Source organism: Caulobacter sp. GSs2, assembly GCF_058680895.1.
This window is the reverse complement of sequence record NZ_CM178725.1, coordinates 1,526,977-1,547,188: the sequence shown is the minus strand read 5'-3', so window position 1 is coordinate 1,547,188 and position 20,212 is coordinate 1,526,977. Positions and strand designations below refer to the sequence as shown.

General features: G+C 66.7%; 24 protein-coding genes. 15 read left to right on the top strand and 9 right to left on the bottom strand.

What is annotated here, in order from left to right; translation table 11 throughout:
* The first annotated feature begins 193 nt into the window (after window positions 1-193).
* Window positions 194-826, top strand: a complete 633-nt coding sequence (locus tag ACW17Z_RS07545; protein WP_419321401.1) for an NAD(P)H-dependent oxidoreductase — start codon at window positions 194-196, stop codon at window positions 824-826.
* A 54-nt stretch (window positions 827-880) separates the two neighbouring features.
* Here the strand turns inward: ACW17Z_RS07545 and ACW17Z_RS07540 are convergent, their stop codons facing one another.
* Window positions 881-1,450: a hypothetical protein gene (locus tag ACW17Z_RS07540; protein WP_492058213.1), complete on the bottom strand. Its 570-nt coding sequence runs from the start codon at window positions 1,448-1,450 to the stop codon at window positions 881-883.
* A gap of 148 nt (window positions 1,451-1,598) precedes the next feature.
* Between ACW17Z_RS07540 and ACW17Z_RS07535 the strand changes: the two genes are divergently transcribed.
* Together ACW17Z_RS07535 and ACW17Z_RS07530 are read left to right on the top strand one after the other, a co-directional pair.
* Window positions 1,599-1,928 (top strand): PadR family transcriptional regulator, encoded by a 330-nt coding sequence (locus ACW17Z_RS07535; protein ID WP_492058212.1) that lies wholly within the window; start codon window positions 1,599-1,601, stop codon window positions 1,926-1,928.
* A 14-nt stretch (window positions 1,929-1,942) separates the two neighbouring features.
* The gene (locus ACW17Z_RS07530; protein WP_492058211.1) at window positions 1,943-2,938 is read left to right on the top strand and encodes a hypothetical protein; all 996 of its coding nucleotides are present in this window, start codon (window positions 1,943-1,945) and stop codon (window positions 2,936-2,938) included.
* A gap of 4 nt (window positions 2,939-2,942) precedes the next feature.
* Here ACW17Z_RS07530 and ACW17Z_RS07525 read toward each other — a convergent pair whose 3' ends face one another.
* On the bottom strand, window positions 2,943-3,152 hold the full coding sequence (locus ACW17Z_RS07525; protein WP_492058210.1) for a hypothetical protein: 210 nt from the start codon (window positions 3,150-3,152) through the stop codon (window positions 2,943-2,945).
* Window positions 3,153-3,538: 386 nt separating this feature from the next.
* Between ACW17Z_RS07525 and ACW17Z_RS07520 the strand changes: the two genes are divergently transcribed.
* Window positions 3,539-4,678 (top strand): cell wall hydrolase, encoded by a 1,140-nt coding sequence (locus ACW17Z_RS07520; RefSeq protein WP_492058209.1) that lies wholly within the window; start codon window positions 3,539-3,541, stop codon window positions 4,676-4,678.
* Here ACW17Z_RS07520 and ACW17Z_RS07515 read toward each other — a convergent pair.
* Together ACW17Z_RS07515 and ACW17Z_RS07510 are read right to left on the bottom strand one after the other, a co-directional pair.
* Window positions 4,638-5,456 carry an SDR family oxidoreductase gene (locus tag ACW17Z_RS07515; RefSeq protein WP_419320105.1) on the bottom strand — a complete coding sequence of 273 codons (819 nt, stop codon included), beginning with the start codon at window positions 5,454-5,456 and terminating at the stop codon, window positions 4,638-4,640. The genes ACW17Z_RS07520 and ACW17Z_RS07515 overlap by 41 nt on opposite strands.
* Window positions 5,457-5,567: 111 nt before the next feature.
* Entirely contained in the window at window positions 5,568-5,747 is a 180-nt protein-coding gene (locus ACW17Z_RS07510; RefSeq protein WP_419254254.1) for a YegP family protein, read from the bottom strand.
* A gap of 102 nt (window positions 5,748-5,849) precedes the next feature.
* Between ACW17Z_RS07510 and ACW17Z_RS07505 the strand changes: the two genes are divergently transcribed.
* The gene (locus ACW17Z_RS07505) at window positions 5,850-6,422 is read left to right on the top strand and encodes a DUF1003 domain-containing protein (protein ID WP_419320106.1); all 573 of its coding nucleotides are present in this window, start codon (window positions 5,850-5,852) and stop codon (window positions 6,420-6,422) included.
* A 94-nt stretch (window positions 6,423-6,516) separates the two neighbouring features.
* Here the strand turns inward: ACW17Z_RS07505 and ACW17Z_RS07500 are convergent, their stop codons facing one another.
* Window positions 6,517-7,563 carry a helix-turn-helix transcriptional regulator gene (locus tag ACW17Z_RS07500; protein WP_492058208.1) on the bottom strand — a complete coding sequence of 349 codons (1,047 nt, stop codon included), beginning with the start codon at window positions 7,561-7,563 and terminating at the stop codon, window positions 6,517-6,519.
* Between the two features lie 200 nt (window positions 7,564-7,763).
* Between ACW17Z_RS07500 and ACW17Z_RS07495 the strand changes: the two genes are divergently transcribed.
* The 4 genes from ACW17Z_RS07495 (at window position 7,764) to ACW17Z_RS07480 (ending at window position 10,964) form a co-directional block, all read left to right on the top strand.
* A complete protein-coding gene (locus tag ACW17Z_RS07495; RefSeq protein WP_492058207.1) occupies window positions 7,764-8,054 on the top strand; it encodes a PAS domain S-box protein in 291 nt (96 codons plus the stop codon).
* A gap of 232 nt (window positions 8,055-8,286) precedes the next feature.
* Window positions 8,287-8,688: a hypothetical protein gene (locus ACW17Z_RS07490; RefSeq protein ID WP_492058206.1), complete on the top strand. Its 402-nt coding sequence runs from the start codon at window positions 8,287-8,289 to the stop codon at window positions 8,686-8,688.
* A 252-nt stretch (window positions 8,689-8,940) separates the two neighbouring features.
* Complete coding sequence (locus ACW17Z_RS07485; RefSeq protein WP_492058205.1) at window positions 8,941-10,533, top strand: flavin monoamine oxidase family protein; 1,593 nt, start codon at window positions 8,941-8,943, stop codon at window positions 10,531-10,533.
* Window positions 10,534-10,535: 2 nt separating this feature from the next.
* The gene (locus ACW17Z_RS07480; protein ID WP_492058204.1) at window positions 10,536-10,964 is read left to right on the top strand and encodes a c-type cytochrome; all 429 of its coding nucleotides are present in this window, start codon (window positions 10,536-10,538) and stop codon (window positions 10,962-10,964) included.
* A gap of 230 nt (window positions 10,965-11,194) precedes the next feature.
* Here ACW17Z_RS07480 and ACW17Z_RS07475 read toward each other — a convergent pair whose 3' ends face one another.
* On the bottom strand, window positions 11,195-12,136 hold the full coding sequence (locus tag ACW17Z_RS07475; RefSeq protein WP_492058203.1) for a GlxA family transcriptional regulator: 942 nt from the start codon (window positions 12,134-12,136) through the stop codon (window positions 11,195-11,197).
* 78 nt (window positions 12,137-12,214) lie between these two features.
* Between ACW17Z_RS07475 and ACW17Z_RS07470 the strand changes: the two genes are divergently transcribed.
* Together ACW17Z_RS07470 and ACW17Z_RS07465 are read left to right on the top strand one after the other, a co-directional pair.
* On the top strand, window positions 12,215-12,916 hold the full coding sequence (locus ACW17Z_RS07470; RefSeq protein WP_492058202.1) for a DJ-1/PfpI family protein: 702 nt from the start codon (window positions 12,215-12,217) through the stop codon (window positions 12,914-12,916).
* Window positions 12,917-13,125: 209 nt separating this feature from the next.
* On the top strand, window positions 13,126-14,820 hold the full coding sequence (locus ACW17Z_RS07465) for an alpha/beta hydrolase family protein (protein ID WP_492058201.1): 1,695 nt from the start codon (window positions 13,126-13,128) through the stop codon (window positions 14,818-14,820).
* A gap of 3 nt (window positions 14,821-14,823) precedes the next feature.
* Here the strand turns inward: ACW17Z_RS07465 and ACW17Z_RS07460 are convergent, their stop codons facing one another.
* Both ACW17Z_RS07460 and ACW17Z_RS07455 read right to left on the bottom strand, forming a co-directional pair.
* The gene (locus tag ACW17Z_RS07460) at window positions 14,824-15,471 is read right to left on the bottom strand and encodes a DsbA family oxidoreductase (protein ID WP_492058200.1); all 648 of its coding nucleotides are present in this window, start codon (window positions 15,469-15,471) and stop codon (window positions 14,824-14,826) included.
* A gap of 52 nt (window positions 15,472-15,523) precedes the next feature.
* A complete protein-coding gene (locus ACW17Z_RS07455) occupies window positions 15,524-16,147 on the bottom strand; it encodes a TetR/AcrR family transcriptional regulator (RefSeq protein WP_492058199.1) in 624 nt (207 codons plus the stop codon).
* An 82-nt stretch (window positions 16,148-16,229) separates the two neighbouring features.
* Between ACW17Z_RS07455 and ACW17Z_RS07450 the strand changes: the two genes are divergently transcribed.
* Complete coding sequence (locus ACW17Z_RS07450) at window positions 16,230-16,619, top strand: c-type cytochrome (protein WP_492058198.1); 390 nt, start codon at window positions 16,230-16,232, stop codon at window positions 16,617-16,619.
* A gap of 42 nt (window positions 16,620-16,661) precedes the next feature.
* Window positions 16,662-17,090 (top strand): DUF4345 family protein, encoded by a 429-nt coding sequence (locus tag ACW17Z_RS07445; protein WP_492058197.1) that lies wholly within the window; start codon window positions 16,662-16,664, stop codon window positions 17,088-17,090.
* Between the two features lie 200 nt (window positions 17,091-17,290).
* Here the strand turns inward: ACW17Z_RS07445 and ygiD are convergent, their stop codons facing one another.
* Window positions 17,291-18,061, bottom strand: a complete 771-nt coding sequence (gene ygiD / locus ACW17Z_RS07440) for a 4,5-DOPA-extradiol-dioxygenase (RefSeq protein WP_492058196.1) — start codon at window positions 18,059-18,061, stop codon at window positions 17,291-17,293.
* A gap of 167 nt (window positions 18,062-18,228) precedes the next feature.
* Between ygiD and ACW17Z_RS07435 the strand changes: the two genes are divergently transcribed.
* Together ACW17Z_RS07435 and ACW17Z_RS07430 are read left to right on the top strand one after the other, a co-directional pair.
* Window positions 18,229-19,320, top strand: a complete 1,092-nt coding sequence (locus ACW17Z_RS07435) for an acyltransferase family protein (RefSeq protein WP_492058499.1) — start codon at window positions 18,229-18,231, stop codon at window positions 19,318-19,320.
* A 43-nt stretch (window positions 19,321-19,363) separates the two neighbouring features.
* Complete coding sequence (locus ACW17Z_RS07430; RefSeq protein WP_419320119.1) at window positions 19,364-20,137, top strand: tyrosine-protein phosphatase; 774 nt, start codon at window positions 19,364-19,366, stop codon at window positions 20,135-20,137.
* Window positions 20,138-20,212: the final 75 nt, after the last annotated feature.

Here is a 20,212-nt window from a genome sequence, read left to right as displayed (position 1 = left end):
GTGATTCTGCAATCCACCCAGAGATGCGGGTCGAGTTTATCGTCGGAATACGGCGGTGAGCGAAAATCCCGCAACGGGGCGGGGCATCGTCTGTCAGGTGCGGAAAAATCAGGAACCGGACCCGTTGCGGTTTGAGCGGCGCGCCGCCAAATGGGGTCATCGCCGCGTCGTTGCGGCCTATCGAGGGTTCCCCGTGCTGCTTGAAAAGCTGAACTGGCGCTACGCCACCAAGAAGATGGATCCGGCCAAGGCCGTGTCGGACGACAAGGTCGAGCGCATTGTCGAGGCTGCGCGCCTGGCCCCGACCTCCAGCGGCCTGCAGCCGTTCGAGGTCTATGTGGTGACCAATCCTGAGGTGCGCGAGAAGATCAAGGCCATCGCCTGGAACCAGGCCCAGATCACCGACGGCTCGCACCTTCTGGTGTTCGCCGCCTGGGACAATTACACGGCCGACCGCATCAACCACATGTTCGACCTGGTCAACGAGGTCCGGGGCGTCCGCAACGAGGGCTGGGAGAACTATCGCCAGATGCTGCTGGCCTCCTATCCGCAGCGCGACGCCCAGCTGAACTATGAGCACGCCGCCCGTCAGGCCTATATCGCTGTCGGCCTGTCGCTGGCCCAGGCGGCGTTTGAAGAGGTCGATGCGACGCCGATGGAGGGCTTTGATCCGGCCTCGCTGGACGAGATCCTCGGCCTGCGTGAGCGCGGCCTACGCTCGGTGGTCATCATCCCGCTGGGCTATCGCCAGCCCGAGGGCGACTGGCTGGTCAATCTCGAGAAGGTCCGCCGTCCGCGCGATCAGTTCGTGACCGACGTGAAATAGGCCGGCCGGCGCAGGCGGCGCTTCGGTGTCCCGCCTGCGCCCCGGTTGTCCGGCTCAGCCGCCGACGCGGGTCAGCGTCGAGCGGTTGCGCTGGATCCAGGCCTCGGCGGCGTCGTCGAGGAAGTCGACCTCCTTCAGGGTGGTCATCCGGTCGCCGTCACGGACGGTGGTCACGCGCAGGCGGGCCGGACGGTCGTCATCGCGGCTGTCTGTTTCGGCGATGATCGTCCAGTGGCTGGCGTCGACCGCCGGCGCGGCCAGGCGCAGGGCGCTGGTCTCCAGGCTGGTCTCGCGGCCCTTGCGGAAGCTGGCCGAGGTTTCCTGGCCTGTGGCCGTATCCAGCAGGTCCACCGTGGTGATGCGCACATTGCCCACCTTGGGGCCGTCGTCGAAGTCTGCCTTGCGGATCAGGGTGACGCCGTCGCCGCCGTCCTCGATCCGGACCTTCATCGGAATGCCAAACCAGCGGTCGGCCTGATAATCGCGATACTCCAGCTTGCCCTCCCACGCCCCGACCGTAGCCAGCCGCAGGGCGGCGATGTCGAGCGGGGCCTGGGCGGCGGCCGGGACGCCGGAGCACGCCAGGCTGGTCGCCAGCAGGGCGAAGAGGGTGCGGCGGTGCATGGTCTGGATCTCCTGGCCCGACGGGGCGAGCTTCACCCGGATATACGCCGCCAGCGAACATCGGGATGCGGGCGATTGACTCTCAGTTCACTGTGCGCCACACAGTGTGTGTCACACACCATGTGGCGCACACGATACGGCGCACACCATGCCCAGCGATACGGACATCTTTGAGCAGCTCCGCCAGGAGCTTCGGCGCGGAACCCTGATCCTCGCCGTCCTCGCCCAACTGCGGGTCGAGCGCTACGGCTACAGCCTGCGCCAGGCGCTGGCCTCGGTGGGCGTCGAGATCGACGAAGGCGCGCTCTATCCCATGCTGCGCCGGCTGGAAGGGCAGGGCCTGCTGACCAGCGAGTGGCGCGAGGAAGACAAGCGCAAGAAGCGTTTCTACCGCCTGTCGAGCGAGGGCGAGGCCGTTCTGGCCCGGCTGGCCGACGAATGGCGCTCCATCAACGACACCCTGCAACCCCTGCTCTGAGGAGAGGACGGATCATGGATCTGCTCGACCGCTATCTGGGCGCCATCGCCGCCCTGCTGCCCGCCGGCCAACGCCAGGACATCGTCGCCGAGCTGCGCGACGTTCTGATGAGCCGTATCGAGGAGAAGGAGGCCCAGCAGGGCCGCCCGCTCGACAAAAAGGCTCTCGAAGCCCTGTTTCGCGACTTTGGCCATCCCCTGGCCGTGGCCGGCCGCTACGGACCCCAGCGCGCCCTGATTGGGGTGGAGCTCTACCCCTTCTACATTTTCGCGGTGAAGGTGGCCCTGGCCATCGCCCTCGTCGTCGGCGTCATTCCTGCGGTGGTCCAGGGCCTGACGGGAGCGCATGGCGGCATGGCGGGCATCCCCAGCCGCGTGATCCACGACTTCATTCCCACAGCCCTGCAACTGATCGGTGTGATCACCATCATCGGGGCGATGGTCGAGCGCGGCTGGATCAAGACCGGCGACTTTGGCCAGTGGAGGGTCAGCGACCTGCCGCACATCTCGACGAAGAAGTCGTGGTTCCGCACCACCCGCTTCGAGGCCCTGTTCGAGGTCATCTTCATGACCTTCTTCGCCCTGTGGTGGGCCGGCGTCGTGGACTTTCCCGGCAGCCGGGGGCCGTTTGGCCACGACGGCGAACTGCAGATCACGCTGGCGCCGATCCTGACCCAGTTGCACACGCCGATCCTGCTGCTGGCCATCGGCCAGGCGCTGTCCGGCCTGATCCTGGTGATCCGCCCGTCCTGGATCAGGCCGCGGGCGGTGGCCGAGATCGTGCTGTCGATCGCCGGCATCGTCCTGGCCTATGCCCTGTGGCGCGAGATGCCGCTGGTGACCTTCGCCGGGCCGGGCGCTTCGGCCGAGGACTTCGTGACCCTTCGCCATGTCGCCGACCATACCTTCAGGGTCGTCGCCGTGATCGCCGCCGCCGTCTGCGCCGGCAAGATCCTGATCGAGGGCTGGCGGTTGCTGCGGCCGGCCCGGGACGGATCCCGGGCCGGTTGAAGCCCTAGTTCTTCGGCTTGGCGGCGGTGTCGACCACCGCCCCGACCCCGGCTCCGACCACCGCGCCGACCGGCCCGGCGACCACCGCGCCGGTCATGGCGCCGGTCGCCGCCCGCTGCTCCATATTGTGGCCGCAGGCGCTGAGAACCAGGGCGGAAAGCGTGGCCAGGGCAGCGAGGGAAAGGGTCCGGCAGGCACTGGGTTTGGGGGTCATGGCGCGCTCCTCTTAGACGGTATTTGTCTGGCTTGAGTAACGACGCTCGATGGCGTGGCGTTCCCTGAATCAAGGGGTTTAGAACAGTCCGATCAATGCTTCGCGCTGCGGCAGAGCAGCGATTTTTTTCACTGTCGGGTTTTTCTAGCGAATCAAGGCGTTAACGATCTTGACTGCGGCCAATGGGCCCAGATTCAATGCTGCACTGCGGCATGTGCTTGCGACTCGAGCGCATATCGTTCATAAGCCGGTCACAAGTGGGTTTTCGGCCATATCGTGAAACGGCCGAACCCCCGCTTCTGGGACTGCCCGACAGTAAGATTTCCGGGTTCTCAGAAGTGATTTTGTCGGGGGGCGGTTCGCCCTCGCCGCGCAGGACACGAGTTTTGTATATCAAGTCGCAGACGCGCGCAGATGCGCGCGCGCTGGTCGGCGCCGTATTGGTCGGGTCCGCTACGGGCCTGGCTTTGGGCGCCGTTTATCTGGCGGGTGGGCTTGCCCAGACCGCCAGCCAGCACGCCCGTGTTACACGCCTTGCAGACGGCGCCTCGGAGGGCTTCTCCGACGTCGCCCTGATGAATGCCGCGTCGCGTATGGACCAGGGCGCGCTCGCCGTGGCCCGTCGTCACGACCCCTACACCGTCGCGGGCGCCGCTCAGCGCGACCGCCAGATTTCCCTGCTGGTCGCACGTCTGGAGAACCGCCGAGCCGATGCTTCGGTTCCCCGCAGCGGCCCACTCATGCTGCGCGCCAGCTATGGCGGTCCGTTCAATCCGGCCGCTTCGCCCTTCCGCTTCGGCAATGTGCTGGAAAGCTCGCGCGAGCTCGATTGCCTGGCCGAGGCCGTCTACTACGAAGCCCGTGGCGAGACCCCCAGCGGCCAGGCCGCCGTGGCCCAGGTGGTGCTGAACCGCGTCCGCCATCCGGCTTTCCCGAAATCCATCTGCGGCGTCGTCTTCCAGGGCGCCTATCGCAAGATCGGCTGCCAGTTCAGCTTCGCCTGCGACGGCTCGATGAACCGGGGCCGCGAACGCGGCGCCTGGAGCCGGGCCCAGAAGATCGCCTCGCGCGCCCTGAGCGGGGCCGTGATGAACGAGGTCGGTTCGGCCACCCACTTCCACACCACCGGCGTCGCGCCGGGCTGGGGTCCGCGCCTGCTGAAGGTCGCCCAGGTCGGCATGCACGTGTTCTACCGCTTCGGCGGTCGGGCCGGCGCGCCGGGCGCGTTCTCGTCGACCCCGCGTCCCTCGACCTTGGACGACATGCCCAACGCTCCGGAAATCGCCGGCATCACCGCCGACGGCAAGCCGATGAGCGGTCTGGGGAGCGGTCTTGGCGGCGTCGTCTATGCGGCCAACGCCATCGCTGCGCCGGCCGCCCAGGCCGCGCCGGTCGGCAACGGCATGGGCGGCCCGCTGGGTCAGCTGACCGAGCCGGCTTCCGCGCCGGCCAAGCCAGTGGTCGACAAGAGCTCGGCCGACGGCGTCAGGACGACATCAGCGGCCGCGAGCGCAGCTGCTTCCTGACGGAGCCGGGCATGTGGCTGCTGGCGAAGCGCATCTGCTTGGCCCGCTTGCCCACCATGTAGTGCAGGTCCTTGCCGGTCGCTGACTTGAACACCACCTCGGCGGCGTCCTCGACGGGATAGACCTCCAGCCCGCCCTTTTTCAGGGCGTCGGCCATGTTTTCGTTGCTGCCCGCCGCCCCGGCGTTGAGGATCGGCGTCTCGATGAACCACGGCATCACGCAGGCGACGCTGACGCCGTGCTGGGCGTATTCGACGTCCAGGGCCTCGGACAGGCCGCGCACCGCGAACTTGGTGGCGGAATAGACCGCCAGCTTGGGCGAGCCATAGAGGCCGGCGCAGGACGCCACATTGATCAGCCGCCCGCCGCCGGCCTTGAGCAGCGGCAGGCCGGCCCGCGCGCCGTTGACCACGCCCTTGATGTTGATGTCGATCTGCAGGTCGCAGTCGGCTTCGCTCAGCTCTTCCAGATTTCCGAACCGGGCGATGCCGGCATTGTTGAGCAGGGCGTCCAGCTTGCCGCCGGTCATCCGCCCGAACTCGCCCAGGGCGTTGTCCCAGGCCTGGCGGTCGCGGACGTCCAGCTTGAACGTCGCGCCATTGGCGGGGCCGATGGCCAGCAGGGCGGCTTTCAGGCCTGCGGTGTCGATGTCCGACAGGCCGACGAACCAGCCCGCCGCAACGAAGCGCTTGGCGCTGGCCAGGCCGATGCCGCTGGCGGCGCCGGTGATGAAGATGGTCTTGCGGCCCTTGGCAGCAACGTCAGCATTGGCGCTCATCGGCGATCCTCCCCTTATTTGTTATCAGCGATCAGACGCCGAGGACGGGGAGGGGTCAAGACCCGCGCCCACCCAAGAGGTGCTCGGGGGGCGCGGGCGCAAAGGCGCGGATCAGTCGGTCTGATCGTCGGTTTCGGCCTCGGGGCCGTTCTTCTTGAAGGACTCGATGGCGTTCTTGGCCGAGGCCTTCGACGAATAGCCCTCGGTCGAGAACATCACTTCGCTGTTGTAGACGAAGTTGACGCGGAACTCGCCCGCCTTGTCCTTCTTGATTATGAACTTGTAGGCCATGGGTGTCTCCAGCGCGGGATAGGGTGCGTCGGCGTCGCGACGGCTAGACCGTGACTTGCCGCTGGCGCGTGTGTCAATCGAGATGGGCTCGGGAGAATGTGAATGAATATTGACGACCGTCTGGATCAGCTTTCCCGTCAATTGCTCTCGGTTGCCTATGACGACCTGACCGACGTCCAGAAGAGCGTCATCGACCTGATCTGCGACGAGGCCCCGACCGGCCTGAACAAGACGCTGATCAATGACGATCGCACCTTTTGGGACCGGCTGGCCGACTCTGTGGCCAAGGTGGGCGGATCGTGGGCCTTCATCGGCGGATTCAGCGCCGCGCTGATGGCCTGGATCGCGCTGAACGTCGTGCTCAAGCGCTTCGACCTGGCCTTCGACCCCTATCCCTTCATCTTCCTGAACCTGCTGCTGTCGACGGTCGCGGCCCTGCAGGCGCCGGTGATCATGATGAGCCAGAACCGCCAGGCCCTGAAGGACCGCCAGAACGCCGAGCACGACTATGTCGTCAACCTGCGCGCCGAGCTCGAGATCATGCACCTGCACGCCAAGCTGGACGCCCTGCGCGAGCGCGACATCGCCGAACTGAGCCGGCACAACGCCGAGGCCCTAGCCCGGCTGGAGGCCCAGGTGGCGGCGCTGGCTGGCAAGCTTGAGGCGAGGGGCTAGGGCGACGGGCGCCCCCCGGATCGCGCACCGCGCGGCCTTTACTCTTGCACGGGCTGTGACTTTCGAACCGCGACCCGCTGTCGAACAAAGGTCGCTAGACGCGCGGGCGACGAGCAAGAGTGGTCGACGGGAGTTCCCCAAACTTCTCCCGGTAGCGGCGGGCGAAATGCCCGAAGCTGGAGAAGCCGCAGGACAGGGCGATGGAGATCACGGAGTCCTCGCCGCCATCCAGCAATCGTTGATGGGCGTGGTCGAGGCGAAGGTCGCGCAGATAGGTCAGCGGCGCGGTCCCGAGATGCTGCTTGAACCGGCTGAACACGCTCCGAACGCTGACGCTGCAGGCCACTGCAATTTCCTCAACAGTCAGAGGGCGGTTCCAGTTTGCGTGAATGTACTCTTCAAGCACCCGCACATTGGCTACCGAGGCGCTTTTTGGCTCATCGGTAAAGCGTTCAGCAAAACCGGCGACGTTCTCGAAGAGGAAGGCGGAGCTGAGGGCTTGGCCCATTTCAACGATTGGCCTGTCGATAGGCGTGTCCGCCGCCAGGATCCGGGCCAGGGTTCGAGCGATCTCCTGCGAGCGGAGGCGGGGAGCGGTCGGAAGCGCCTCAAGCGTCCGCACATTCAGTGGGCCAGGGAGCGAATGGCCGATGATGGCCTCCGCCTTAAGGCGCAGCGCGCCTTCGTCAAACTGGGTCACGAGTTGCTTATAGCTGGCGCCATAAGAGGCCAGAAATGACGCGCCGGGCGGAATGATCGTGGTGTTGTCGAGATCGATATCGACCTGCTGTCCCGCCGATGAAAACCGTCCTTGTCCAGACAGGCACAACATCTGTCTGATGCCGGCCATGTCATGGAATTGGATCTCCACGGGCGTGTCGTAGCGGCAATAGTGCAGGTGAACGCCACCGATTTCCACGCGACGCGCCAGGGCAAAGAAGGGTGCGTCTGTGTGACCGACACTGACGAGGCTTGCCCCGTAATTGAGCCGCAGGCTCTCTGCCAGGCTGTCCTGATCCGTCGCCAACAGAATAGTGCGAGACGACAAGAGCGTATCGTCGCCAGGAGTTGGCCGGTCACCCAGGCCTCCCCCAAAGGTTGCATCAAGTGTTTTTGCCGTTGAAGTGGAGTAGTATTCCATTTGCGCAGAACAATATTCCAGGAGTGCAAACCAAATATTGTGGCTTCACCTTTGGGATGATTCCTGCACCTTTAGGATTAATTTCACATTTACCAGAGTCATATATTTTGCTGGTTGAGGAATTTAAATTTGAAGTGAAATCGGTAGATCTGAATTTTGTAGATCGCTGAAAATATTTGTCCCCGATTTTGGAGCGCTACATGTTCGGCCTTCGGTCCAGTTCCGACTCGAGCGCCTCGCAGACGTTGGCCGCTATCGCGCGTGCGCTGGCCATTTTCGAGTTCGACGCCAGCGGAAAAATCCTGACTGCCAACGAGAACTTCTGCACGGCGCTGGGGTACGCCCTCTCCGAGATCAAGGGGCGGCGCCACAGTCTGTTCGAGGAGCCGGCTTTCGCGCGCAGTCCCGAATATGCTGACTTCTGGGCGAAGCTCGGGCGGGGAGAATTCGATGCGCGGGAGTACTTGCGCATTGGCCAATCTCAGGTCTAGCGCGCATGAACTCGGGGAACTGATGGCACGCTTTCAGACTGGAGGGGACGCGACGCGCAGCCGGCCGCAGCCCGCTGGATTGGGTCAGGATCGCCCCGGGCGAAATCCCGTCGCGAGACAGCAGGTGAAGATCGCAGCGGCGATGGGAACAGGTCGAGCGACCCTACAGGCGGGCGGCTGGGACGAAGTCTAGCAAGCAACTGTCCAGCGGGTTGGTGATGAAGGAGCCAGCGTGAACATCATAAGCTTTCAAGGTGCGCGACTGTCGAGAGGTGATGCGCCCGAGCCCGCGGTATACCTCGTCTCGGCGCTGCGCCAGCTTGGCGAGCCCGCGACCTTGGACGAGCTTGCGGCAATCGTAGGCCGAGTCCGCGGTCGGCGCACCGATTGGACCCTTGCTGTTCTCGGCGCGGTCCTCGAGAAGCTGAGCCGTACCGGTTTTGATGAATCGCCTGAAACTCCGGTATTTCGATTGGTCTCGCTCCCCAGCGGAGAGGCCTGGGCGTTTACGCAGAAGTTCCGCAACGTTCTGAGCAGCCTCGACATGCCAGCCGCGCTGCGCCCCAGTCCGCTGCCCGCGTCGCCACCGGTGGAGAACTCACCGCAGGAATTGCCTCACCGACCATCGGTGTAAGTCAGCCCCCCGTCTCAGAAGTTCCAAACCTCTCCGATCGGGCGTCAAGCCCAAGGGAAGCGCCCCGCGCACGCTCCATGCGCAGCGCTGGCTGCATACTTCCTGCGCACCCCCGTTCCCAGGGCGCCCCAAATGGCTGACGCCTCGCCATTGATCCCCTGCGACCTCACATCCCCCGCGCCAAGCCGCCCGAGTCCTCGTTAGCTCGATCCCGACAGCCGCCGGACGGGCGGCGCGAGGGGATTTCGTCGGATGGAACTGGGCGCGCGAACACCCACAAGGCGACAGCTGCTGTCCGCCATCGCCGCCGTCGGAGGCACGGCGGCGCTGTATCAGGCCATGACCACCCTGGGCCATGCGGCCGAGACGCAGTTCGCCGGTCCGCCCAACCTGGCCGGGGCGCGCAAGGGCGCGTCGGTGATCGTGCTGGGGGCGGGTCTGGCCGGCATGCTGGCGGCGCACGAGCTGACCAAGGCCGGCTACAAGGTGCAGATCCTCGAATACCAGGACCGGGCCGGCGGCCGGAACTGGTCGCTGCGCGGCGGCGACACCTATACCGAGCTGGGCGGGGCCATCCAGAAGGTCGGCTATGCGCCGGGCAACTATTTCAATCCCGGACCCTGGCGGATCCCGCACCATCACAAGACCCTGCTGCACTACTGCAAGTCGTTCGGCGTGGCGCTGGAGCCGTTTATCCAGTTCAACCACAACACCTGGATCCACTCGTCGCAGTCGTTCGGCGGCAAGCCGGTGCGGTTCAAGGCCGCCGCCGCCGACTTCGAGGGCAATGTCGCCGAGCTACTGGCCAAGTCGGTCAACACCAAGGCCCTCGACGACCAGGTCACCCCTGAAGACCGCGAGCGCCTGCTGGAGGCCCTGAAGGGCTGGGGTATGCTGGACAAGGACTACAAGTACGCTTCCAACCTGCGCTCGGCCTCGCACCGGGGCTATGAGCGCCCGCCCGGCGGCGGGATCAACGGCGCGCCGATCCCGTCGGCCCTCTACGACTTCCACGATGTGCTGGACCCGCAGGTCTGGACCTCGATGGCCTTCTTCATGGGTCACGAGATGCAGACCACCATGTTCCAGCCGGTGGGCGGCATGGACATGATTGGCAAGGCCTTCGCCAAGCAGGTCGAGGGCCAGATCACCTACAATGCCAAGGTCAGCAAGATCGCCCAGGACGACAAGGGCGTGGCCGTCACCTATGCCGACACCAAGACGGGCAAGGTGGTCACCGCCGAGGCCGACTGGTGCGTTTGCACCATCCCGCTGTCGGTGCTGGGCCAGATCGACACCCAGGTCACCGACGAGATGATGGCCGCCATCAAGGCCGTGCCCTATTCGGGCCAGGTCAAGATCGGCCTGGAGATGAACCGCCGCTTCTGGGAGGAGGAAGACTCCATCTATGGCGGCCACAGCTTCACCGACCAGGAGATCGCCCTGATCTCCTATCCCAACAGCAACTTCTTCGGCGATGGCCCGGCCGTGCTGCTGGGGGCCTTCGCCCGCGAGATGGGGGCCTATCGCCTGGCCGGCATGACGCCCGAGCAGCGGATCGAGGTGGCCCTGCAACAGGGCTCGGTGTTGCACCCGGCCAGCTATCGCAAGGAGTTCGCCAGCGGCGCCTCGGTGGCCTGGAGCCGCGTGCCCTGGGCCCTGGGCTGCTGCGCCCGCTGGACCGAGGAGTCCCGCAAGGAGCACTACCAGACCCTGGTGGGCATGGACCGCCGCATCGTCCTGGCCGGCGAGCACGCCTCCTATGTCGGCTGCTGGATGGAGGGCGCGCTGCTCTCATCCATCGACGCCATTACCCGCCTGCATAAGCGCGCCCTGGAGGCCTGAGCATGACCGTTCGTCTTTCCTTTGCGATCATCGGTGGCCTGCTGGCCATCGCCGCGCCCGCTGTCGCCCAGACCCCCGCGGGCGGCGACACCGGCGGCGGCGTGGTTCGCGTCGCCAAACCGGTTACGGGCCAGCAGGTCTATGAGGCCGTCTGCCAGGCCTGCCACATGGCCGACGCCAAGGGTGGCGTGGGCGCGGGGACCATCCCGGCCCTGGCGTCCAATCCCCGTCTGGCCGGGGCGGCCTATCCGATCTCGGCCGTCGTCATGGGCAAGGGCGGCATGCCCAGCCTGGCGGGACCGCTGGACGATGCGCAGATCGCGCAGGTGGTGACCTATATCCGCACCAGTTTCGGCAACGCTTACGCCAAGCCGGTGACGGCGGCGGATGTCGCGAAGATGCCGCATCCGGCGCGGGGCGGGGGGCACTAGGCTTTCCCGACTAGACCTCATCGACATTCAGCCGACCATTGTCCTTTATTCACCGTCATTCCCGCCCTTGTGGCGGGAACCCCTGGTTCAGCTCGCACGTGAAGCGCAAGCGGACCGCCAGCGGTCCGTCCCTCCCGCACCTGCGGCGGGCAGAGGGGTTCCCGCCACAAGGGCGGGAATGACGGAGTTTAAGAGATCGGCCGCCGTCGCGATCCTGAATGTCGATCCGCCTATCCCGCCTTGGCCGTGCGTCGCAGCGACTGGGGCGGCTGGCCGAACGCTCGGATGAAGGCGCGGCGCATCCGTTCCGGATCACCAAAGCCGGTCTCCAGGGCCACGTCCTCGACCTGCAGCGGCTGGCTGTCCAGCAGGGCGCGGGCGGCCTCGACGCGCAGGCGTTCCACGGCCTTGGCCGGGGTGACGCCGGTCTCTGCAGCGAACAGGCGGGCGAAATTGCGCGGGCTCATGGCGGCGCGGTCGGCCAGCTGCTCGACGCTTAAGGCTTCGGCCAGGTTCTCGCGGGCCCAGGCCATGACGGCGTCAAAGCGCCAGGCCTTCAGGTCGATCAGCGCCGAGAACTGCGACTGGCCGCCAGGGCGGCGGTGATAGACCACCAGCTGCTGGGCCACCCGGCGGGCCACGGGCTCGCCCTCGTCGGCGCCGATCAGGGCCAGGGACAGATCGATGCCGGCGGTGATGCCGGCCGAGCTCCAGATCATGCCGTCCTGGACGAAGATCCTGTCCGGCTCGAGTTTGATGGCCGGATAGCGTTTCTGGATGTCTTTCGTCCGGCTCCAGTGGGTGGTGGCGCGCTTGCCGTCCAGCAGGCCGGCCTGCGCCAGGATGTAGGTTCCCGAACAGACGCTGGCGACGCGGCGGGCCGTCTTTGCGGTGTCACGCACATAGGCCAGGGTGGCCTCACAGATCGCGGGCCCATGCACCCCGTCGCCGCCCGAAACGATCAGGGTGTCCAGCGGAGGCGCGTCAGCCAGGGCGGTGGTGGTGACGGCCATGCCCGAGGAGCTGGCCACCATGCCGCCGTCGCGCGACAGGAACGCCAGCCGGTAAGCCCCCGGCGAGAACCGCGCGGCGATCTCGAACGTCGCGATCGGGCCGGTGGCGTCCAGCAGCTGGAAGTCCGGAAAGACCAGAAAGCCGATCGTGCGGGGCATGGCGGAATCCGAGGGAATTAAGTCATTTCCGCCAGACGCTAGGCGCGGGATGATGCGGCGTCAAATGGAGATGTCCTCATGGCCCCCCTCGCTCCCAGAGAAGTCGAACCCCTCAACATCGTCTTCGCCCTGTTTCCGGGCGTCACCCATCTGGACTTCACCGGTCCGCACCAGATCCTGTGCCGCCTTCCCGGCGCGAAAGTCACGGTCGCCTGCCTGGACGGCGGCGAGATCGAGGCTGACGGCCTGATTTTCGCGCACCTGCCGCGCCTGAGCGATGTCGAGGCTTGCGACGTGCTGGTGGCGCCGGGCGGGTTCGGGACCACCGAGGCCATGGCCAATCCCGCCTTTCTCAACGAGATCCGGCGTCTGGCTGTGGGCGCGCGCTATGTCTGTTCGGTCTGCACCGGCTCGCTGGTGCTGGGCGCGGCGGGGCTTCTGAAAGGCAAGCGGGCGGCCTGCCACTGGGCTTGGCGCGACCAGCTGGCCCTGTTTGGCGCGATCCCTGATCCGGCCCGCGTGGTGCGCGACGGCAAGGTCTTCACCGGCGGCGGGGTCACGGCCGGCATCGACTTCGCCCTGACCATCGCCGCCGAGATCGCCGGCGAGGACGTGGCCCAGGCCATCCAGCTGGGCGTCGAGTACGCCCCCGCGCCGCCGTTCAATTCGGGACGGCCGGAAACCGCGCCGGCCAAGGTGCTGGAGCGCGTGCAGCGGATGTACGGCTCCGGCATGGCCGAGCGTTTGGCGGCGGCGGAAAAGGCCGGCGCGCTGGTTTGATCTCGAAATTTTGCTTGTCATCCCGGCCGTAGCGCAGCGGAGCGCCGGGACCCAGGGGCCAATGCAATGCGGTCGCCCCTGGGTCCCGGACAGCCTCTGCGAGGCTTCCGGGATGACAAGTTGAGGTTGGTCCGGATTCGACATTCCCCCATCCTCCTCTACGTTCCCCCGCAAAGCCGGCGATCGACCGGCGCGGGGGAGGGGATGTCATGCGCAAGCCATGGCTGTTGTTCGTGCTGGGCCTGGTCCTGGTTTTGGGCGGAAGCGCGCTGGCCTGGAAGGTCCAGACGGCGGGCGGGATCAAGGTCACCGAGGTGACCTTCGCCGGAACGGGCGGCACGCCGATGAGCGGCCTGCTCTATACGCCCCCCAACGCCACCTCAGCGACGCCGGCCCCCGGCGTGCTGGCCGTGCACGGCTATATCAATTCCCGCGAGACCCAGAGCGGCTTCGCCATCGAGTTCGCCCGGCGCGGCTATGTGGTGCTGGCCCTGGACCAGACCGGTCACGGCTATAGCGGCGGCGCGGCGTTCTCGAACGGCTTTGGTGGTCCCGATGGCCTGAAGTATCTGCGCAGCCTGCCGACCGTCGATCCCGCCAATATCGGCCTGGAAGGCCACAGCATGGGCGGCTGGACGGTGCTGGCCGCCGCCGCGACGATGCCGGACGCCTACCGGGCGGTGGTGCTGGAGGGCTCATCCACCGGCAAGCCGTTCGCCGCCGACGGCTCGCCCACCTGGCCGCGCAACCTGGCCCTGGTGTTCAGCCAGTATGACGAGTTTTCCAAGCTGATGTGGGGCGTCGACCGGGCCAAGGACGTGACCGGCAGCGCCAAGCTGCAGGCCGTTTTCGGGACGGGCGCGCCGGTCCAGCCGGGCAAGGTCTATGGCTCGATCGCCGACGGAACCGCCCGGGTGCTCCACACCCCCGCCACCACCCATCCCGGCGACCACATCTCGCCCGCCGCCATCGGCCACGCGCTGGACTGGTTCGCCCTGACCCTGAACGGCGGAACGCCGCGTCCGGCCAGCGACCAGATCTGGATGTGGAAGGAAGCCGGCACGGGCGTCGCCCTGATCGGCGCCGTCGTGTTGCTGCTGGGGACGTTCCAGGCGCTGCTGACCCTGCCGCTGTTCAAGGCCCTGCGTCAGCCGATACAGCCCACCGTCGCCCGCCGCGACGGCGGCTGGTGGCGCGGCGTCGCGATCACGGCCCTGCTGCCGGCCCTGACCTATTTCCCGTTCTTCATCCTGGGCATGGTCGCCCTGCCGCCCAACGCCATCCTCAAGCAGGGGATCACCAACCAGGTTCTGACCTGGGCTGTGCTGACCGGCCTGATCACCCTGGGTCTGGCCGCCCTTGGCAAGCGCGAAAAGCCGGCGTTCAGTCGGTCCCTGCGACTGTCTGTGCTGATCGGCATCGTCAGTGTGGGCGTGGTCTATGCCGCCCTGGAGCTGGCCCATCGCCTGTTCCTGGTCGATTTCCGCTTCTGGGTCGTGGCCCTGAAGCGTCTCAGCCTGGGCCAGGCGGATCAGGTGCTGGTCTATGTGCTGCCCCTGACCCTGGCCTTTGGCGTCACCCTGCGCACCTTGCTGGCCCGCATCCCGGTGGCCGGCGAGAGCAATCTGGCTCGCTATGCCAGCGCCGTCCTGGCCTTGAGCGGCGGCTTTGCCCTGCTGCTGGCCCTGGACTATGGCGCGCTGTTCCTGACCGGCCGCCTGCCCACGGCCTTCGACCCGCTGTCGACCGTGGTGGCCATTCAGTTCCTGCCGCTGACGGCCCTGATGGCGGTGATCGGCGTCTTCACCTGGAAGCGCACCGGCGGCTATGCGACGGCGAGCGTGATCTGCGGCCTGCTGCTGACCTGGTACATGGTGGCGGGGACGGCGACCCAGGTAGTGTAGGGCTCAGGCCTCGGCGGCGATCTGGCGGAGGGCCTTCTCGAAATACTCCGCCGGCTGGCCGCCCGAGATCAGGTAGCGGTCATTGATGATCACGGCGGGGACCGAGCTGATGCCCGCCGTGTGCCAGGCGCGTTCGGCGTCGCGCACCTCTTGGGCATATTGGCCGGAGGTCAGCACGTCGCGGGCCGCCGCGCCGTCCAGGCCGGCCTTCTGCGCGGTCGCCACCAGCACGTCATGGTCGGCGGGGCTGAGGCCATCGGTGAAATAGGCGTCGAACAGCGCGCGCTTCAGGGCCTTCTGGCCGCCCACTATGCCGGCCAAGTGCAGCAGGCGGTGGGCGTCGAAGGTGTTGTAGATCCGGCTGGTTTCGCTGGTCTTCATCGTGAAGCCTACCGAGGCCGCACGCTCGTGGATGGCCTTGCGGTTGGCGGCCGACTGCTCCGGCGTCGCGCCATATTTCTCGGCGATATGCTCGACGATGTTCTGACCTTCGGGCGGCATGTTGGGATTGAGCTCGAAGGGCTGGAAATGGATCTCCGCCTCGACCAGATCCCCCACGCGCTCCAGCGCCGTCTCCAGCCCGCCCAGGCCGACGATGCACCAGGGGCAGGACACGTCGGAGACGAAATCGATCTTCAGGGGCTTGGTCATGGGCGAGGTCCTGGCGGGTAGGCTTCAGATATAGGCGCGGGCGCTGACCCGCCTAGGGCTCTTTCCGATCTGATGGTGACATCAGGGCGCTGACGATCTGCCGGGTCAGGACCTCCGGTGCGCACCAAGGGTAGCCGGAAATGGTGACATGGCTGTGGGCTATGCCCAGCAGACCGCAGAGAAGGGCTTCGCTCCTGGGCTTCAGGTCTGCCTCGCCCTGACTTCCCAGGACGTCACGCACCAGACCAAAGAACAGCTGGTGGTGGCCGACGGCGGCGGAGGACTCCAGAAAGCTGCTGACCTCGGCCTGGCTGACGCCTTCGGTCATGAACACCAGTCGATAGCGCTCCGGGTTCCCGACCCAGTAGCGGACATAGTGGGCGGCGACAGCGGTGAGGCGATCGGCGGGGCTGTCGATCGACCCTGCCAGGGCGCTCAACTCGGCGAACACCTCATCATAGATCCCTTCCCAGAGATGGCTGAGGATGTCGGCCTTGCTGGCGAAATAGGCATAGAGGGTCATCGGCGTGCAGCCGACCTCCTTGGCCAGCCGGCGCATGGACACAGAGGCGTAGCCCTCTTCGCGAAACAGCAGCGCGGCGGCATTGGCCACCTTTTTTCGCATCGCCGCGATGTCGCCACCGCTCCGCGCCGGTCGGCCTCTGCGCGCGCTCACGGTTCCCTTGTCCAGACTCACAGACTTGACTTCCTTCGCTGATTATTATTTATCACGCGTTATAAATAATAGGCAAGGCCGTATGAAACCGATCGTCGTCGTGGCCTGGCTTTGCCTTGCCGTCACCCTAACAGCTGCCTCCCCCGTTTTGGACGAGGACGCGGGCGCCGCCGCCTCGGTTCAACGAGGAAGGCTGCAATTCATGTTTCGCTGCGGCGGTTGCCATGCCCTGGACGGCAACAGGTCGGGACCGTCGTTGCGGGGCGTGGTTGGGCGCCCGGCGGGCAGCCTCGGCAACTTTGGCTATTCTTCGAGCCTGGCCCGTTCGGGCCTCGTCTGGTCCGAGCAAACGCTGGATCAGTGGCTGACGGCGCCGTCGCGACTGGCGCCCGGAACGCGGATGAAGGCCACGGTAAAGTCCGCCGAAGATCGTCACGCCCTGATCGCCTATCTCCGCAGCGTCTCGCGCTAGCGACCGCCCCACCAGGGCATCGGCCCGCCCCAGGACCCCCTCATGCAGAATCATCTGACCCTCAGCGAACGCGCCTTTCGGACCGCGATCTTCATCCTTGGCCTGGTGGCCTTGTGGACGGGCGCCAATGTCGCCCTGGGCGGCATCGCCACCCTGGGGCTGCAAGGGCCGACCGACTTCGTCGCCGCCATCCACGCCGACGCCTATGCGGCCCACGACAGTCACGTCCGGTTTCTGGGGGGGCTGTGGCTGGGGGTGGGCCTGCTGTTTCTGGCCGGCGCCTGGAACCTGCGGCCGCTCAAGCCGGCCATTCAGACCGCGCTGGTTCTGACGATCATCGGCGGGCTGGCGCGGTTCAGCGCCCTCCGGTTCGACGTCCAGTTCGGGCCCGACATTCTGGGCTCCTTTCTGGCCGAGGTGATCCTGATGCCGCTTCTGCTCTGGTGGAGCACGCGGATCGACCGTTCCTGATTGTGAGGTCTGGGCGGCTGGCTGTTCTGGCGACCTGCTGCCACAGTCGATCTTGAAATGACCCCAGTCGCGCCGTTGCAAAGCCGCGTTCGCCCACCAATCTAAGACTCGACGCGGACAACCCGGCTCCCCCCCCGGCCGGCCCCGGCGTCCCTAAAAGCGCAACGCTCGTGCTCCCCCGGCACGGGCGTTGTTTGCGTTCAGCCCACCTTGATCCCCGTCATCGAGATCGCCGCGAAGACGTCGTCGGTGAAGAAGCTGACGGGCTCGCCCGCAGCCTGCGCGCCCAGCACATAGAGCAGCGGCAGATAGTGTTCGGCGCTGTTGATCGAGATCTCGGCGTCGGGGCCCAGGCCCTGCCAGTCGATCAGCGGGTCGTGGTCGCCCGAGGCGATCAGGGCCTTGGCGGTGTCGTTGAAGCGCTCTGCCCACTCGGGCGCTTCGGGCCGGCGGAAGTCTGCGGCGCGCAGGTTGTGGACGATGTCGCCGCTGCCCATCAGCAGCACGCCCTCGTCGCGCAGGGCCGCGAGGCGCCGGCCGGCCTCATAGTGCCAGCGGTTGGAGCGGCCGCGATCCAGGCTGATCTGCACCACCGGAATATCGGCGTCCGGATACATCGGTCGCAGCACCCCCCAGGCGCCGTGGTCGAGGCCGCGCGTGGGATGCTGGACCACGGGGTCGGGCGCTAGCAGCGCGCCGATGCGCGCGGCCAGGGCCGGATCGCCCGGCGCGCGGTATTGCACGTCGAACAGGGCCTGCGGAAAGCCGCCGAAATCGTGGATGGTCTCGGGCGCCGCCGAGGCGCTGACGGCGGTGGCGCCCTGCGTCTCCCAGTGGGCGCTGACCATGGCGATGGCGCGCGGGCGGGGCAGGTCGCGGCCCATCTGGCCCCAGGCGCGGCTCCAGGCGTTGTCCTCGATGGCGTTCATCGGCGAGCCGTGGCCGACGAACAGGACGGGCATGCGGGTCATGGCGAAGTCTTTCAGAAACAGTATAAGTTACAGATAGGCGTCGCGCCGTCTCGCCGCAAGATGACGTGACGCGATGGCTTTTCCCGCGCGGCCGGCTTTGTTAAGGCCAAGGGGTGTCCAGTTCCGCTTCGCCCTCCGACGCATCCACCCCGGTCCCGACCCCGGTGATGGCCCGCGCCCGCCGCGCCGTCCGGGGCGGGGCCCTCGACTTCCTGCGCTTCCTGGCCTCGCTGCTGATCGTGCTCTACCACTATGGGGCCGAGAGCCCGATGCGGATCGAGCGCTTCCACCAGGTGTTCTCGCGCGGCTTTCTGGCGACTGACTTCTTCCTGATCCTGTCGGGCTATGTGCTGGGCCGGGCCTATGGCGCCTCGACCCTGTCGGGGAAGATCACGCCGGCCCGCTTCTGGCTGCGCCGCGCCGCCCGCGTCTGGCCGGGGCACCTGATGGTGCTGGCGGCCATGGCGGTGCTGGTGCTGGTCCTCAACGCCATCGGCACCGACGCCCACAAGCCCAGCCGCTTCGCCTGGGACCAGCTGCCGGTCCAGGCCCTGCTGGTTCACGCCTGGGGCTTTCCCAGCGACGGCTGGAACCTGCCCAGCTGGTCGCTGTCGGCCCTGATCGTCTGCTACGCGATCTTCCCGTTCATGTGGCGGGCGGCCGACAAGGTGCGCCACGCGATGATCCTGCCGCTGGTGGGCGCGGCCATCATCATCGCCTTCGAACTGATCGCCCGCTTCGGCTTTGACCAGGCCCTGGCCGACCTGCGGTTCCAGTTCGGGGTCGTGCGGGCCCTGCCGCTGTTCATTCTGGGCGTGTGCCTGGCCCGGGCCGTCGAGATGGACTGGCCGTCGGAAAAGGCGGCCCGGGCGCTGCTGTATGGCGGCGTCGTGGTGCTGGTGGGGTGGCAGGCCCTGGATCGCTACGCCCTGCCCAATGTGCTGTGGTTCGACCTGCCCAGCCTGGCCGCCATCGGCTGCATCATCCTGGGCGCCGGCCGTCTGCCGGTGCAGCGACCCAGCGCCTGGATCGAGGAGGGGGCCAAGCTGTCCTTCGCCCTGTTCATCACCCACATCTTCGTCGGGGTGATCTACTGGAGCGCCATCCACAAGCTGATCGACACCGTGCCGATCGGCATCGGCTGGCAGTGGCTGATGTGGCTGGCCGGTTTCCCCCTGGCCTATGGCGCGGCCTGGCTGTTTCACACCTATGTGGATCAGCCGGTGCAGGACCGCCTGGCGCCGTGGCTGAGGCGGTAGCAACGTCTCGCCAATGTCATCCGGTCGCGCTAACACCCCTGACATGACCCGACACATCCCGCTCCAAGGCGTCGAGAACCTCCGCGACTATGGCGACTACGCCGCTGGTCTTGGCCGGCTGAAGAAGGGCGTGCTGTATCGCGCCGCCCACCAGGCCGAAGCCACCGACGCTGACCTGGACGCCCTGGCGGCCCTGAACATCGTCACCCTGGTCGATCTGCGCCGTCCCAACGAGCGCGAGCGGTCGCCCTCGCGGCGCTGGAGCGGCTTTTCCGCCGAGGTGATCGACAACGAACTGGGCGCGACCGGCCCCGATCCCTGGCATGAGTTTCTGAAGGGTTCCGACCTCTCCGAAGGCTCGATCCAGGCCTATATGGTCGAGTACTATCAGCGGGCGCCGTTCAAGGAACGCCATCTGGACCTGTTCTCGCGCTATTTCCGCGCCCTGGCGCAGGCCCGGGGACCGGTGCTGATCCACTGCGCCGCCGGCAAGGACCGCACGGGCATACTGGCGGCCCTGACCCATCATGTGGCCGGCGTGTCGGACGATGACGTCATCGACGACTATCTGCTGACCAATGACCCCGCCCGTTTCGAGCGCCGCGGCCCCAAGTTCATGGAAATCATCCACGAGATGACCGGCCGCACACCCACCGAGGCGGCCATACGCGCCGCCATGGGCGTCGAGGCCCAGTACCTGGCCGCCGCCTTCGCCGCGATGAAGGACCAGCACGGCTCGCTGGACGGCTATCTGGAACAGGCCGTGGGTCTGGACGCCGAAATGCGCGAGGCCGTGCGGGCGCATATCCTGATCTAAAGTCGCCCGTGACAAACGCCCGTTTAACCGCCACGCTCCCGTAGAAGCGCCGCATCAGACGGCGTTCGTACCGGG

Coding starts and splice junctions, on each gene's coding strand:
- ACW17Z_RS07540 (WP_492058213.1), bottom strand. CDS start 1,450: ATGCACCGCCGCACCCTCTTCGCCCTGCTGGCGACCAGCCTGGCGTGC.
- ACW17Z_RS07535 (WP_492058212.1), top strand. CDS start 1,599: ATGCCCAGCGATACGGACATCTTTGAGCAGCTCCGCCAGGAGCTTCGG.
- ACW17Z_RS07530 (WP_492058211.1), top strand. CDS start 1,943: ATGGATCTGCTCGACCGCTATCTGGGCGCCATCGCCGCCCTGCTGCCC.
- ACW17Z_RS07525 (WP_492058210.1), bottom strand. CDS start 3,152: ATGACCCCCAAACCCAGTGCCTGCCGGACCCTTTCCCTCGCTGCCCTG.
- ACW17Z_RS07515 (WP_419320105.1), bottom strand. CDS start 5,456: ATGAGCGCCAATGCTGACGTTGCTGCCAAGGGCCGCAAGACCATCTTC.
- ACW17Z_RS07510 (WP_419254254.1), bottom strand. CDS start 5,747: ATGGCCTACAAGTTCATAATCAAGAAGGACAAGGCGGGCGAGTTCCGC.
- ACW17Z_RS07505 (WP_419320106.1), top strand. CDS start 5,850: ATGAATATTGACGACCGTCTGGATCAGCTTTCCCGTCAATTGCTCTCG.
- ACW17Z_RS07500 (WP_492058208.1), bottom strand. CDS start 7,563: ATGGAATACTACTCCACTTCAACGGCAAAAACACTTGATGCAACCTTT.
- ACW17Z_RS07495 (WP_492058207.1), top strand. CDS start 7,764: ATGTTCGGCCTTCGGTCCAGTTCCGACTCGAGCGCCTCGCAGACGTTG.
- ACW17Z_RS07485 (WP_492058205.1), top strand. CDS start 8,941: ATGGAACTGGGCGCGCGAACACCCACAAGGCGACAGCTGCTGTCCGCC.
- ACW17Z_RS07480 (WP_492058204.1), top strand. CDS start 10,536: ATGACCGTTCGTCTTTCCTTTGCGATCATCGGTGGCCTGCTGGCCATC.
- ACW17Z_RS07475 (WP_492058203.1), bottom strand. CDS start 12,136: ATGCCCCGCACGATCGGCTTTCTGGTCTTTCCGGACTTCCAGCTGCTG.
- ACW17Z_RS07470 (WP_492058202.1), top strand. CDS start 12,215: ATGGCCCCCCTCGCTCCCAGAGAAGTCGAACCCCTCAACATCGTCTTC.
- ACW17Z_RS07465 (WP_492058201.1), top strand. CDS start 13,126: ATGCGCAAGCCATGGCTGTTGTTCGTGCTGGGCCTGGTCCTGGTTTTG.
- ACW17Z_RS07460 (WP_492058200.1), bottom strand. CDS start 15,471: ATGACCAAGCCCCTGAAGATCGATTTCGTCTCCGACGTGTCCTGCCCC.
- ACW17Z_RS07450 (WP_492058198.1), top strand. CDS start 16,230: ATGAAACCGATCGTCGTCGTGGCCTGGCTTTGCCTTGCCGTCACCCTA.
- ACW17Z_RS07445 (WP_492058197.1), top strand. CDS start 16,662: ATGCAGAATCATCTGACCCTCAGCGAACGCGCCTTTCGGACCGCGATC.
- ygiD (WP_492058196.1), bottom strand. CDS start 18,061: ATGACCCGCATGCCCGTCCTGTTCGTCGGCCACGGCTCGCCGATGAAC.
- ACW17Z_RS07435 (WP_492058499.1), top strand. CDS start 18,229: ATGGCCCGCGCCCGCCGCGCCGTCCGGGGCGGGGCCCTCGACTTCCTG.
- ACW17Z_RS07430 (WP_419320119.1), top strand. CDS start 19,364: ATGACCCGACACATCCCGCTCCAAGGCGTCGAGAACCTCCGCGACTAT.